The organism is Legionella tunisiensis (genome assembly GCF_000308315.1).
GTDB classification, from domain to species: Bacteria; Pseudomonadota; Gammaproteobacteria; order Legionellales; family Legionellaceae; genus Tatlockia; species Tatlockia tunisiensis.
Window position 1 is genome coordinate 18,939 of sequence record NZ_CALJ01000224.1, and the last position, 12,638, is coordinate 31,576.

Below are 12,638 nucleotides of genomic sequence, written 5' to 3' on the forward strand. Positions count from 1 at the left end.
TGAAATACTCTGCATAATTCTTCATAGCCTCAGTAATTACTGTGGGGCTGATACAATTGATGCGTTGCTTTTTTGGGCATTTCCAACGCTGCAGCAACTACAAACGAATTTAAAGCACCATTAACCATTGAAGCAGAACAACCATAGCGAATTGGATCATGGCTTAAAATCCCGCTGGTTAAAGTAAACGAGCCCCCTTCATTAAGGTAATTTCTACCAATTAATACGCTATTAACCTGCCCCATCAATTTGTCTTGTAAACCAACATTGAACTCATGATCATTCATTTGCATAAAATCGCCAAAATGCACCTTGCCCGTAGTAAGTATAATCGCATCAATCTGCTTAATTTTTTAAACATGGCTTCAATAGAATGTTTGTCAGTGATATCTACCCGAATATCACCACTTTTATAACCTGCCTTAATAATTTCATGTCGTGAATGCAGTTCTTCTACTACAGCTTGTCCTATTATTCCTGATGCTCCGATAACAATAATTTTCATAAATAAACTCCTTTACAAATGAATAACTCGTCCTTCACAAAAACATAATTTTGGTTAATAATTTATCAAAATTGAGAAATATAATTTTTGCACAATCAGATAGATGATACACTAGGATTAATCATCCATAAAAACGGAGAAAAATACATGTTAGATCATGTTGGTTTACAAGTTTCCGATATCAAACGCAGTAAAGAGTTTTATCTTAACGTGTTAAAACCTCTCGGATATGAATTATTTATGGAGTGGGAAGAATGGGCAGGCTTCTCTATTAAGGGTCAACCAGAGTTATGGCTTAAACAAGGAACTCAAACTACACCAATCATTCACATTGCTTTTCGTGCCCAAACCCGAAAAATGGTTGACGCTTTTTATAAGGCTGCATTAGCCGCTGGGGGAAAAGATAACGGTTCACCAGGAGTAAGAGAAATTTATCATCCAACCTATTATGCAGCTTATATATTGGATCTCGATGGACATAACATAGAAGCTGTCTGCCGCGAAGCTTAAAATGACACGCCTGGTTCCTAGAAAGTTAAAATTCACAGTTCTTATAATATTTATTGCCTAAATAAAGTTTACACAACGTCTCCATCTCGCCTGTATCTTGCATAGTCACAATCATTCGATCCATGATATTTCTGATTGGGCTATTCTGCGTATAAGCAAAACCAAGTTCATCACTATTGAATTTAAAACTGGATATAGTTAGATCTTTAAAATTTGAAGCATCAATCACAGTGGATAAAAGTAAAGCGTCTTCCACTACCCCAAAAACTTCCTGCTTTTGTAAAGCGTCTATTGCTGCAACTAAATCGACTTTGGGTATCGGATCCGCATTAATCGCTTTAATATATTTAATGTACATTTCACCTTTTATATAAGCTAATTTTTTACCACGTAAATCACTAATATCATGAATTGGTTCAATAGCACTAACTATTTTAGCTGTCATATAAGCCGTATAAGTTGATGTTACAATCAAATAAAAAGATAAAGCCACTATAAACCAAAATGTAATAGCAACACGCGCCGCCGCTGTTTTCGGTCTGTAAAACATTCCTCCTTTGAGAAAATGGGAGATAAACACCCAAAGAGAGAAAAATGTTCCTCTAACATACTCCTTTGGCATTTCTTCATTTACTGATTTTTCGGCAAGCCAAATAAGATTCGAAATAAGGAAAAAGCCTAGAACAACCAAACCAACTAGCAGCAGAGGTATTGCCTTAAATAGATTGTAGAAGGTATCAAGGGCCGATACTGAGTGCGTGTTAAATGCGAGTCTTACTTCACTTAGAAAAAAAGGCCTACCATAATCAACTCGGGTTATACGCTCACTTGTAACCGAAACAGGTCCAATAAGTATGTCAAATTTTTTTGCTGCAAGCGCATCAATGGCTGCATCGATATCTTCGCTCACTAAAATAATTTGGTAATGCCAATGCTGAGTTTCAGCAATAAATTTGAAAATATCAACCGCCAAACCGGTCAATAATTTATCTTTAGAAATAACAAAAGGCGCTTCATTAACTGCTGCAACGCGTATTGGACGTTGAGCACTCCCTAACTGAGATGCTGCATAGGCGCTCGTATCGACTAAGCAAAAAATCCCCAAAGCACAATAACTAACAGGAGGAATTTATTTGAAGATCCATTGATAACTAACAAGTTTTTCTCCTAGTGCGCATCTGTATTAAGTTTAGCACCCGTACCAAAATACATCTCAAAGCAGGTTAATTATTTTTGCCACTCTTCGAGTGTAAGCGCCCAACGCTCATGATCACACCAGCGTTCGTTTATTTTAAGATAACGCGGCGAAAAGCCCTCTTTGCGAAAGCCATTATTACGTACCAAACTAATCGAAGCCTGGTTTTGGGGTTGAATATTCGCTTCTAAACGATGCAAACTTAAATCCGTAAAGGCTTTTTCAAGAATTAATCTTAGCCCTAGACTCATATAACCTTTACCAGCTTGAGAAGAAACCACATAAAAACCCAAATATGCACTTTGAAACGCAGTTCTAACAATTTCATTGATATTAAAAACCCCTACTAACTGCTTATCCCTTAAAAGTAAGAAACTGCGTTGATTCACTTGTTGAGAACGTGAGAGGTAGTCATGAAACTCAATAGAGGTCAGGGGAGTTTTCACCCAGGGAGAATGGAAAGAATAACTGTTGCGCATTGCTTCTAAAAAAGCAATTCGTCATCCGCTATCGGTTCACGAATCAAAAAAGATGGCATTAATAAATCCTAATGCAATTTTTGGCCATTTGTTACACTTGGCTCTGCAGTAATCAAGCAAATAGCGCCCTTTGCATCAGAAAAACCAAGTAATAAAAATTGTGAGATAAAACCAGCAATATTTTTTCACCCAAATTCACACAACCGACAACCAATCTACCTAATAAAGATTCCGGCGTATAATGCGCTGTCACCTGTGCTGAAGTTTGCAAAATACCAATTTCAGGACCAAAATCAACCCAAACCTTATAAGCTGGCTTTTTAGCGCGTGAGAATTCTTTAACCTCTACTACCGTACCTGAACGTATATCTACCCGAGCAAAATCATCGTAACTTATAGTCATTTTTCTTCCTTATTCATTAATGCAACAAGCCTGAGTGGGGCTTCTGTACCTTGTAAAATTTTAAGTGGTAAGGCAAGAATGTAACTACCTACAGCGGGCAATTTCGCCGCATTAGCTACATTTTCAATAAGGTATTTACCTGCCTCTAAGAACAGTTTATGAACTGGATAGCCGGTATCAGGCCTATCCGGTGATAGAGTATCAGTACCCAAGCCCACTACTTTTCTCGCCAAAAGTAACTCTGCCGCTTCTTGAGCAAGAAAAGGAAATTTATAGTTATTATGATATTTTTCAGGTTCTTGCCAATATCTATCCCAGCCCGTATAAATAATCACAAACGAGTGAGTCTTGATTTGTCCATATTTGGTTTCAAAATTAATAATATCTTCTCTAACAATTTTGTATTCAGAGTTTGCTTTTTGTGAAACATTAATAACCACAGCCGGAGCAAGCAAATCATTTAGGTCTAATTCTGCTACTGTTTTCCCACCTTCTACACAATGAGCAGGTGCATCAAGGTGAGTACCGATTCCTGCTTGCATGTTTAGACGCTGCACACGAAATGGTAAGTTTATACCACAATCTTGATAATCGATTACGTTATGACACTGAAAACCGCAAGCTCCATCCCAAGAAGGACTTAAAGAACTTAAATCATGAGTTAAATCAATAATGGAATAAGGAAAATTCATTGAAATGCAATATACGTCGCCCATGTTCCATCATAAATTAGGGAAATCTTAATCGACAAGTATTTCAGAAAAAATCTTTGTGTAGAAAAATTAGTGACGTACCAGTTTTGTTGATGCACATCTTGCAGTCATCTAATACGGTGAGAAATCTCCCGCAATAAACACCGTACTATATTGGATACTCTTCATTACACTCGAAATGGCATTTTCCAATTGATACTTCCGACTTAATTAACAACTGATCCCTTTTCTAACTGTGAGTTAAATTCCGGCACTAAACTTTTTAGTAAAACATAAAGCTCTTCATTATGATGCATAGCACACGCTGTATTTAACAAACGAATGGTTTGGATCAACTCATGCCATTCCAGTTGGCGAAATTTGGCTTTAAATAATTTTTCATGTTCTGTGGGCGCCAATTGCTCAGAAATATGAAAAAGCTCCTCAAATAACTTTTCTCCAGGCCGTAGCCCCGTATATTCTATAGCGATATCTTTACCAGGTTCCTTACCAGCCAAACGAATCATTTGTTCAGCAAGATAGCTGATTTTAATCGGTTCACCCATATCCAATACAAAAATTTCTCCCCCGTGACCATTTACCATTGCCTGTAAAATTAACTGGCAAGCTTCAGGTATAGTCATGAAATAGCGCTGAATATCGGGATGAGTGACTGTTAATGGTCCGCCAGCCTGCAATTGCTTGTGAAATAACGGTACTACACTACCAGCAGAACCCAGAACGTTACCAAACCGTACGGTGATAAATTGGGTGTCAACTCGTTCGTTCAAATTCTGACAATAAATTTCAGCAACCCGTTTGGTCGTTCCCATGACATTCGCAGGATTCACAGCTTTATCAGTGGAAATCAAAATAAATTTTTCTACCCCAACAGCTACACTCGCCTCTGCGACGATTTGAGTCCCCAAAACATTATTCTGTACGGCGACACGAATTTGATCTTCAAGCATGGGCACATGTTTATAAGCCGCTGCATGAAATACAATTTGTGGTTTAAATTGGTCGAATAGGTAGTCAATTGCGACTTGATCAGTTACCGATACCAATCCTAATTCAAGCGCAACCTGAGGAAAGTTCTCGCTTAACTCTTGCTCTATCTTGTATAAATTAAACTCAGAATTTTCTACAATTAATAACTTATTTGGATGAAGTGCCATAATTTGACGGCATAATTCAGAACCGATCGATCCCCCACCCCCAGTCACAATGACTCGTCTATTTTTGATATTGGCAGCAATTTTGTCCCATTGTAATTGTACCTGGTCGCGCCCCAATAAATCCTCGATGTTAACATCTCGAAGTGCATTAACCTCTACACGTCCTGCCACTAAAGCAGGGATGCTAGGTAAGGTACGAAATGGCACATTTGATTTTTCACAATGACTAACTATACGTCGCATAGCTGCGGAGCCTGCTGACGGAATAGCAATAAAAATTAGATCGACATGATGCTGGATAACTAAATCGAGCAAATCGCGAGAGGTACCTAAAACTCTGATTCCATGGACCTCTAATCCTCTTTTACTAAGATTGTCATCGACAAAACCAACTGGTAGATACGATTGCGTACGTTTCAAATCACGCACCAGACTTTCACCTGCTCGACCTGCCCCAATAATCAATACGCGCTTAATTTCACAAGTCTGACCGTCTCTACCCCGTTTATCCCAAAGAGAACGCATTAATAATCTACCGCTACAAAGCAGTGTTATTAAAATCATGTTGTACAGAGGAAATACTGAACGAGGAATATGCTGCAGAAGCGAGGTCAAATAAAAAGCTGGTATAGAGAGTATTGTTGCACAAACTGTAGCTTTAATAATTCTTGCTACATCATTTAAAGAGGAAAAACGCCATAAGCCACGATAGACCCGAAAATAGTAATAACAGACTATTTGCATCGTCATTAAAATCAACAATGCAGAAAGAGAATGAATGGTAACAAGGCTGCTCGGAAAGGGCTGCATATTATAACGGAGCCAATAAGCAAAATACCAAGCAACTGGAATTGCTATTACATCAAAAGCAATGACGGGTAATTTCTTGTAGAGTTTCTGAAAAAAGTACCTATATTCTGCATAATTGTAAAAAATTCCTTTCTAGGTAGATCTGCACAAAATTTGTCAATCAATGGCAACTCGTATATTACTACAGCTTTAATTTAATAGGGTATAAATTTCATAGCGATAAGATGAATCCAAGTCTTTAGCCTGGCATATAGTACTAAATTTATATAATTTGTTATTTTTTAGCTCTCTTTGTAAGCAGTAATCAGTTGGCGTATAAATCACTCTGCCACCCTCGATTAATGACGTTAAAATAATCGCTTCGGGTTTAATGAGAAATGCTTCCTGGCACATATAATGATATCTTTCGTGGTGCGGTATCTGTGCCATTTTTTGTTATTCAAGCAATAAGAATCAATAAAACGCAACGAGCTAAGATAAGGAATCATCCCGCTATCCGCAAGCAATACTTGACCGCCCTGAGCGACATTAATTTTTAACCAATTTGCTACCTTTTGTCGCAAATATTCCCCTGCTTGCGGATTGACAGCAAAATAGCGGTAATTGGACAAACTCATTGATGGGATAAAAACAAGCGCAACAAGAAACACACAAAATACAAGACTGGTATAATAAACTGCATCTTCTTTCCGTAAGAAATAACGCACGATATACGTGACTCCCAAAAGAGCCAAAGGCAGAAGTAAAATAAAAACAGGTAAAAATAAGCGATTAAAGAAAGCAACTATGGGATCGGCACCAATTAATAAAATCAGATACAACATACTCGGCGCCCATAAAAAATAATGGCGCCTGTCTTTCGCAAAAAAATCGCAGGCAGAGCCAACAACACAAAAGGCCAAATTAGACCCAAATAGCTTTCATCAAGATTAAATGCAGAAAAATCATTGAATCCTTTGCAATAAACGGCATTGGGAAATAATCGACCATAATAATACCAACGCCAGATAAAATAAGGTAAAAAAAGATAAGAAAGGTACAACAGCCCCACAAAAGATTTTTATAATACTTTTTTTCTTTTCATTACCACTATCAAATAAGGCTATAAAGCCAAAAAGCAACACCAAGGCCGGTGCTTCAGGCCTGGTCATTGCTGATAAAGCAAATAACAAACCTGCCAGCAAGAAATAAACTTTGTTTGATTCTCTTCTTTGCTGAGAATACAAACCATAACCCATACCATATAATAGGAAAAATAAGGAAAAACAATCAAAGCTTGATATACAGACGTTTCCAAGCCACTAACAGACCATATAATTTGGCCTCTATAAACTAACATCCATAGACAGGGAATAAAGGCAAGCCAGACAGAAAACCATAAGCGCGAAAGAAAATAAACACCTACTGTCGCAAAGAAAAGTCCTAAAACACCTGCGCTTTTCAGCACGATAACAGGCTCAAGATGTAAGTAGAGTGAAACTGCTGCTAAAACAACGAAACTATAATTTGAATACCCCTCTACAGGTTCCTCCCCGATGTTCCATAACAATCCATAACCATCTGCCCAATGCTTAGCATAGCGTAGGCTGATATACATATCATCGATGGTAAATGGCCAGATAGCCCTTAACTGAAACAGGAATAGGTAAACAAAGCTTACAAGCAGAAAACCAATTAATAATCCTTTCTTACTCATTATTTAAACAGCGCAATGAGAGTTAAAATCAGAAAACATAACGAATTAAAACGTGATAAATTGTCGCTTAAAAATAAAGAAACCGGATCGTCATTATCACTACTTCGTATTGTCACCCGAGCAAAACGCCATAATCCAATGGCGGCAAAAGGGATTGTTAGCAAAAAATAGAACGATTCGTCACGAGCATAAATGGTATAAAGGAGATAAGCTACAAAGCAACAGAACGCCGTACCATTAATCAGGTAATCAAGTAATCTAGGCGAGTATTTCTTCAACACTTCTCGGGTTGCATAAGTCAAATCCAATTGCTTTTCCAAACGTCGCTTGCACAAAGCGATAAATAGACTAATCAAAGTTGCTGTCAAAGTGAGCCACCAAGAAATAGGTAAGCCTATTCCTATAGTGCCAGCCAAAACACGTAACATAAATCCACTGGCAATGCATAACACATCAAGTACAGGTAGATTTTTTAAGACATGGTTGTACGCGAGATTTATCAACAAATATAAACCAAGAAGCGCTGCAAGATCGCTTGAAACTGACCAAGCCAGCAATAATCCCCCAACCAGTAAAATTGCTAACATATTCAGTGCAAAAGGGAGCGATATATTACCCGAGGCCAAAGGTCTACGGTATTTTTGCGGATGTAACCTATCCTCCGCCCTGTCTTGTATATCATTATAAATATAAACAGCACTCGCAATTAAGCAAAATGAGAACGCCGCTAATAAAGCCTCAGGCAGATACTCAAGTGCCCCCGAATAAAAAACACCAAGTAGAACAAAGGCAGCCTTAGACCAATGAGAACACCGAAGTAACATGAAGAACTGTTTTATTGACGCCATAATCATTGCCTAAACAGCTTTATACTCTATTGATTATTAACTATATCATCAGTTTTTCGATAGGTTAATTAACTTTGCATTTCTTCATAAATGATTTCAAACAATTCCTTATTTGTGGAATTTTTTGTGGGCAATTAGAGCCAATAAGTAATCATCCAAATACATTAATGTGTTTAATGTCACAAGCCTTGTTAACATAAAATTTGCCCAAATAACATTGCATTTAATCAATGAGTGGGTAATATAGAAAAATAGGATAGTAAATTAACATGGATGTGAGGTGTTTATGGGCTTTGTCCTCCCTGTTGCAAAATTTCTTAGCAAACTAGACAGTTTAGATCGCGACTATGAAATTCGTTCTGGGAAAGATTTAGAAAAATCGCCACAACCTTATGCAATCAGTTGTTTTTTTGGCGCCAAAGATATCGCGACCCGCAGACAGCAAATTGGCTTTATAAAAGGATTGCTGGCTGCTTTGCGTAAAAATTGGGAGGGTCTCACGAAAGCTGAAGAGGTAATCCAGAGTTTTTTAACTGCCTTGGACGTGCTCATGACTGCCTGCTTCTATATTAAATCCAAAACGAATAGCAATTATTTATCTCCCCCTATTTTAAGCCAACTTCTTGATGAAGCAGCAGAGATAAGCCCTATTAATCTTGTTGATGAAAAGACTCGAGCTACTTGCCTATTAGCAACCAAACGCTATTTGGAAACGAATGGACCGTTGCAAGCTATCAATACCAAAACCAATGCTCCTTTTACAGAACTGGAATGGCATGATTTCCTAAAATTTGCTAAAGATCAATGTGCCTTATTAGATAAAAAACGGTAAAAATTATCCTATTACCTCGATCCTGAGACCCTTAATTGCTCAGCCTTTAGAAATATTAGGTTGGAGCGTAGGTTATGTTATGGGTGATACGATTAGTCATATACCACCAGTCCGCTATACATTAACAGCTGCATTAGGTGGTGGCGTTTATCTGGCAGTGGGATCGTCTGCCAGTGCTTGTATGATTGTTCTAGTTCCTGCAGTTGCCAGCCGTATCCTTGATACCTTTTGTGGCCTCTCCTTAGCCTTTGTAATGGGAAAATCGCTGAGAATAGTTGGGGAAGGTGTTGGGCTCGGTATTGGTATACCACTCGACATAAGTTGCCAACTCCTTGGTGAGGCAATCGGTGAGATCACCGCACTTTATCATTATTCTAAATCGAGAGAAAAACCAAGCGGTATCTCATTAGTTGATAGGCGTCTTATTCAAGATGGTATCGATGTCATGCTTGTTAATCTCAGCCACATACCGTCACAACTAACACTTGAACATAAAGAACATCTTACTCAATTTGAAATGGGTGAATTTGAACTAGGAGAAAATGAGGTCATAGTAACTATCGATGGTAAACATACTAGAGTCCCCTTGATAACTGAATTAGAGACAGCTCGATGTGTTACCTCAATAGACAAGACCGAATCCATTGTCTTGCGATAAAATGATTTAAGCATTCAATTGAATTAACTCACGCACAACACTGGTCGCATAACTACCCGAAGTTAATTTGAAACTTAAATTCAATTGATCGTCTTGCCAATGCCACATCAAATCTTCAATTGGCAATATTAAAGGTCGATATGCTCGTTCTAATCCATGAGATTCAAGAGATTGACACCAAAATTTATACTTACCCAATACCTGTTCTTGTTGAATTAAAGCATCTCCTCCTGCCCGTTCCTGCCCTTTCCCCCATAAAGGAGCGGCTGGCGAAAGATCAAATTCTTCAATCCTGGTTTGGATAAGCTCGTCTGGATCCTCGATGGAAAAAATACTGTTCTTGCCAGCTAATTGCATAACATCACCAGGCAAAGCAGTATTCCATGTTGTTGCTTTAACTCGAGCTGAAAGAATTTGGTTAAATAAAAAGGCTCTCGCTGCTGAATAATAAATCCCACGTAAAAATCGATTTTTTACTTTCACATGGCCACTAAAAAAGGCTTCAGCTTTAATAAGATTTTGCCCTTCATAACCAAATCGCTGAGCACCAAAATAATTTGGCACACCTACACGTCGAATTTGTTGAAGGCGATTTTCCACTTCTTCGCATTCTTGAATATCACGCAAGATCAAATTAAAACGATTTGCTGCAAGCATCCCTATTTTTAATTTTTTAAATGACGTTTGTTTTCAATAACCCGCCATCCTTCTCCAGCAAGCATATCAGGCGCCGCAATTTCCTCACCAGGGCAGTGGACACAAAGCCATTGAGTTGTTAAAGCCTGCCTATCTTTTAGACCCGCATAAGAAATATTTTTTTCCGATTTACCTAAAGTACGCGCTAAAACCTTAACCAATTCTTCCGTGTTCAAACCATTTTTTTCAATACGCAAATAAAGATGCTCGCCTTGACCGCTTAACTCAAAACCAAGATCCTCATCAACTTTAAAATCCTCTGCTGAGGTTTTCATGCTTCCTGTTACCTGTGGTTTACCGTGGGCAAAAGCCAGATCATTAAAATCAAACATAGCTATTATACATCCTGACAAAATTTATAACTGATTAGAGAGTATTTTATCTAAGTTTTACTTTGAACAAAAATAAGTATAAATTTCTTACGCTAAAGCAAAACTGATGTTCGTTTTCGTTACAGATTTATTGGCTTAATTGGAAGGAAGCAATATCTTGAAAAACATTTAGTTATCGGTTTACTCATACTCATAGCCCAAGCAGTTGCAGCACAACCATTGCAACCACTTTTAGTCGCGCAACCGACTACTTGTATATCATCGCAATTTACTGCGACAGGTGATCAGTACTGGAAGTCAATGATTTTAAGACTGACCAATAATTGTAATAAAACGGTAGACTTTCAAAATTCTACGATTTCCTTTGAAAGTACAACAGCAATTAATACATCATTCTGGGGAGATTTTTCACCATTATCTTATCCGGATAGCTCGTTAACTATCTCTTCACAAAATCAGATAACTGGAAATTTTTTGGCTACTCTTCATTTGCATTTTCCGTATTATCCAGGCGCGAACTCTAAACTACCTGCTAATGATTCTATTCAAATTAGGTATGGTGTCAGTGCAGATAATCATCTTGCAGATAGTGTGAATGTTTATTTAGAAACGCCCGTCGAAACAGGCTCATTAGTATTACAAAATGCTTCACCAAAACCGGCCGGTGTTTCGCAAAATTATGCCCTGATTCATTTATTTCACAATGGCCAGATAGTCAATAATGTTCAATTGCCTTGGGCCTCTACGCTCACTTTACCTGAATTACCTATAGGGACCTATAGTGTAGCCGCTGAAAATCTATCTGACAGTGATGGCCATAGTTACCAAGGAAATGCACAACCTTATATTTTACATTAGAAAAGATCAAACAGTTAATTCAACGATTACTTATAATTTGACTCAACAAGAGGGTAAAATTGCAATTAATTTACAAACTTTACCTGATAAATTAGCAGGTTACACCAGTAATCCATTGGTTCTAATAACGCAAAACCAAACAGGAAATTCAATTGCGCGCTCATTGAATTGGGACAGCCTCACTACCATTTCTCAATTACAAGCAGGTGCTACTTACCAGTTCTCAACAACAGCAGTTAATTATAATGGCCAGCATTGTACTCCAATCTTTTCACCTACCAGTTTAATTGCTAGTACAACAAGCCTTCCTGCGACTAATTTAACTTATCAATGCACTCAGATTATTCAGGATTCCGTCACCTTAAATGTTACAGGGGCTCCAACCACCTTAACATCGCTAAAAATAAATATGACACCTCATGATAATTCTACGGTGATATCGCAAACGATAGATTTAAATAATGGCAACGGCTCAGCAACAGTCATACTAGCAGAAGGAGTCATTTATACTCTTTCCTCTCCGGCAGTAACCGGTTATTCGGTTCATTTTTTCACCACAGCCTTTGACAGCCTCTGCCAATGCTGTAGTAACAATAAACTTCAGTCCTGAAAATGCAGAAACCCCACTTGCTATCAATGGACAATTAAAAGTGTGTGGCACACAGCTTTGTAACGAACAAGGAAACGCAATCCAATTAAAGGGAATGAGTACTCATGGCCTTCAATGGTACGGTCTTGGTTCTTGTATAACTGAAGCCTCTTTAAATGTCTTGAGCAAGAATTTTAAAGCTAATGTTATTAGACTTTCTCTTTATGTCCAGGAAGGTGGCTATGAGAGCAATCCTGGTGCCTTTACTCAGCAAGTTAGCGAGTTAATTAATGAAGCCTACGAACGAGGAATTTATGTCATCGTTGATTGGCATATTTTGAATCCTGGCGATCCAAA

17 protein-coding genes and 1 pseudogene are annotated in these 12,638 nt (G+C 38.0%); 6 read left to right on the forward strand and 12 right to left on the reverse strand.

All coding sequences use genetic code 11. From position 1 onward, the window contains the following. Positions 1 to 29 precede the first annotated feature (29 nt). Positions 30 to 287: a Rossmann-fold NAD(P)-binding domain-containing protein gene (locus BN58_RS38265; protein WP_232220623.1), complete on the reverse strand. Its 258-nt coding sequence runs from the start codon at positions 285 to 287 to the stop codon at positions 30 to 32. After that, the gene (locus BN58_RS38270; protein WP_232220624.1) at positions 284 to 505 is read right to left on the reverse strand and encodes a Rossmann-fold NAD(P)-binding domain-containing protein; all 222 of its coding nucleotides are present in this window, start codon (positions 503 to 505) and stop codon (positions 284 to 286) included. Before BN58_RS38270 ends, BN58_RS38265 begins: the two co-directional genes overlap by 4 nt. A gap of 87 nt (positions 506 to 592) precedes the next feature. Here BN58_RS38270 and BN58_RS13460 point away from each other — a divergent pair, with 87 nt between their 5' ends. After that, positions 593 to 1,015, forward strand: coding sequence for a VOC family protein (locus BN58_RS13460; protein ID WP_198009904.1), 423 nt, complete (start codon positions 593 to 595; stop codon positions 1,013 to 1,015). A 25-nt stretch (positions 1,016 to 1,040) separates the two neighbouring features. On the opposite strand, the gene BN58_RS13465 is transcribed toward BN58_RS13460, so the two are convergent. The 8 genes and pseudogenes from BN58_RS13465 to BN58_RS13505 all read right to left on the reverse strand — a co-directional run bounded on the left by BN58_RS13465 (position 1,041) and on the right by BN58_RS13505 (position 8,316). Next, on the reverse strand, positions 1,041 to 2,120 hold the full coding sequence (locus tag BN58_RS13465; RefSeq protein WP_019217281.1) for a transporter substrate-binding domain-containing protein: 1,080 nt from the start codon (positions 2,118 to 2,120) through the stop codon (positions 1,041 to 1,043). Positions 2,121 to 2,242: 122 nt separating this feature from the next. Next, entirely contained in the window at positions 2,243 to 2,689 is a 447-nt protein-coding gene (locus BN58_RS25415; RefSeq protein ID WP_019217282.1) for a GNAT family N-acetyltransferase, read from the reverse strand. 68 nt (positions 2,690 to 2,757) lie between these two features. Then, positions 2,758 to 3,092 (reverse strand): annotated as a pseudogene (locus tag BN58_RS25420) (tRNA-binding protein). Beyond that, positions 3,089 to 3,784, reverse strand: a complete 696-nt coding sequence (locus BN58_RS13480) for a cyclase family protein (RefSeq protein ID WP_019217284.1) — start codon at positions 3,782 to 3,784, stop codon at positions 3,089 to 3,091. The pseudogene BN58_RS25420 and the gene BN58_RS13480 overlap by 4 nt, the downstream one beginning before the upstream one ends. A 227-nt stretch (positions 3,785 to 4,011) precedes the next feature. Further along, the gene (locus BN58_RS13485) at positions 4,012 to 5,772 is read right to left on the reverse strand and encodes a polysaccharide biosynthesis protein (protein ID WP_019217285.1); all 1,761 of its coding nucleotides are present in this window, start codon (positions 5,770 to 5,772) and stop codon (positions 4,012 to 4,014) included. Positions 5,773 to 6,119: 347 nt separating this feature from the next. Further along, on the reverse strand, positions 6,120 to 6,596 hold the full coding sequence (locus BN58_RS30980) for a hypothetical protein (RefSeq protein ID WP_156812523.1): 477 nt from the start codon (positions 6,594 to 6,596) through the stop codon (positions 6,120 to 6,122). A gap of 323 nt (positions 6,597 to 6,919) precedes the next feature. Then, on the reverse strand, positions 6,920 to 7,468 hold the full coding sequence (locus tag BN58_RS30990) for a hypothetical protein (protein WP_026069477.1): 549 nt from the start codon (positions 7,466 to 7,468) through the stop codon (positions 6,920 to 6,922). Next, positions 7,468 to 8,316: a decaprenyl-phosphate phosphoribosyltransferase gene (locus tag BN58_RS13505; protein WP_051131918.1), complete on the reverse strand. Its 849-nt coding sequence runs from the start codon at positions 8,314 to 8,316 to the stop codon at positions 7,468 to 7,470. Before BN58_RS13505 ends, BN58_RS30990 begins: the two co-directional genes overlap by 1 nt. Positions 8,317 to 8,602: 286 nt before the next feature. On the opposite strand from BN58_RS13505, the gene BN58_RS13510 reads away from it, so the two are divergent. Continuing rightward, positions 8,603 to 9,148, forward strand: coding sequence for a hypothetical protein (locus BN58_RS13510; protein ID WP_019217288.1), 546 nt, complete (start codon positions 8,603 to 8,605; stop codon positions 9,146 to 9,148). Between the two features lie 79 nt (positions 9,149 to 9,227). Then, a complete protein-coding gene (locus BN58_RS13515; protein WP_019217289.1) occupies positions 9,228 to 9,806 on the forward strand; it encodes a hypothetical protein in 579 nt (192 codons plus the stop codon). Positions 9,807 to 9,812: 6 nt separating this feature from the next. Here the strand turns inward: BN58_RS13515 and truD (BN58_RS29970) are convergent, their stop codons facing one another. Beyond that, a complete protein-coding gene (gene truD, locus BN58_RS29970) occupies positions 9,813 to 10,463 on the reverse strand; it encodes a tRNA pseudouridine(13) synthase TruD (protein ID WP_083852209.1) in 651 nt (216 codons plus the stop codon). An 8-nt stretch (positions 10,464 to 10,471) separates the two neighbouring features. Next, positions 10,472 to 10,834, reverse strand: a complete 363-nt coding sequence (gene truD / locus BN58_RS29975) for a tRNA pseudouridine(13) synthase TruD (RefSeq protein WP_083852210.1) — start codon at positions 10,832 to 10,834, stop codon at positions 10,472 to 10,474. A gap of 219 nt (positions 10,835 to 11,053) precedes the next feature. Here truD (BN58_RS29975) and BN58_RS28710 point away from each other — a divergent pair, with 219 nt between their 5' ends. The 3 genes from BN58_RS28710 to BN58_RS29980 form a co-directional block, all read left to right on the forward strand. Next, positions 11,054 to 11,692, forward strand: coding sequence for a hypothetical protein (locus BN58_RS28710; protein WP_156812525.1), 639 nt, complete (start codon positions 11,054 to 11,056; stop codon positions 11,690 to 11,692). Next, entirely contained in the window at positions 11,667 to 12,302 is a 636-nt protein-coding gene (locus BN58_RS28715; protein ID WP_019217291.1) for a hypothetical protein, read from the forward strand. The genes BN58_RS28710 and BN58_RS28715 overlap by 26 nt, the downstream gene beginning before the upstream one ends. Then, the coding region (locus BN58_RS29980) for a cellulase family glycosylhydrolase (RefSeq protein ID WP_156812526.1) at positions 12,256 to 12,638 on the forward strand (383 nt) is incomplete at its 3' end. The genes BN58_RS28715 and BN58_RS29980, both read left to right, overlap by 47 nt.

What these genes read in the sequence shown, in the direction of transcription:
- BN58_RS25415 (WP_019217282.1), bottom strand. Translation starts at nt 2,689, where the DNA reads ATGCGCAACAGTTATTCTTTCCATTCTCCCTGGGTGAAAACTCCCCTG.
- truD (WP_083852210.1), bottom strand. Translation starts at nt 10,834, where the DNA reads ATGTTTGATTTTAATGATCTGGCTTTTGCCCACGGTAAACCACAGGTA.
- BN58_RS13510 (WP_019217288.1), top strand. Translation starts at nt 8,603, where the DNA reads ATGGGCTTTGTCCTCCCTGTTGCAAAATTTCTTAGCAAACTAGACAGT.
- truD (WP_083852209.1), bottom strand. Translation starts at nt 10,463, where the DNA reads ATGCTTGCAGCAAATCGTTTTAATTTGATCTTGCGTGATATTCAAGAA.
- BN58_RS30980 (WP_156812523.1), bottom strand. Translation starts at nt 6,596, where the DNA reads ATGTTGTATCTGATTTTATTAATTGGTGCCGATCCCATAGTTGCTTTC.
- BN58_RS13485 (WP_019217285.1), bottom strand. Translation starts at nt 5,772, where the DNA reads ATGCAGCCCTTTCCGAGCAGCCTTGTTACCATTCATTCTCTTTCTGCA.
- BN58_RS28715 (WP_019217291.1), top strand. Translation starts at nt 11,667, where the DNA reads ATGCACAACCTTATATTTTACATTAGAAAAGATCAAACAGTTAATTCA.
- BN58_RS13515 (WP_019217289.1), top strand. Translation starts at nt 9,228, where the DNA reads ATGGGTGATACGATTAGTCATATACCACCAGTCCGCTATACATTAACA.
- BN58_RS38270 (WP_232220624.1), bottom strand. Translation starts at nt 505, where the DNA reads ATGAAAATTATTGTTATCGGAGCATCAGGAATAATAGGACAAGCTGTA.
- BN58_RS38265 (WP_232220623.1), bottom strand. Translation starts at nt 287, where the DNA reads ATGAATGATCATGAGTTCAATGTTGGTTTACAAGACAAATTGATGGGG.
- BN58_RS13505 (WP_051131918.1), bottom strand. Translation starts at nt 8,316, where the DNA reads ATGGCGTCAATAAAACAGTTCTTCATGTTACTTCGGTGTTCTCATTGG.
- BN58_RS30990 (WP_026069477.1), bottom strand. Translation starts at nt 7,468, where the DNA reads ATGAGTAAGAAAGGATTATTAATTGGTTTTCTGCTTGTAAGCTTTGTT.
- BN58_RS13480 (WP_019217284.1), bottom strand. Translation starts at nt 3,784, where the DNA reads ATGAATTTTCCTTATTCCATTATTGATTTAACTCATGATTTAAGTTCT.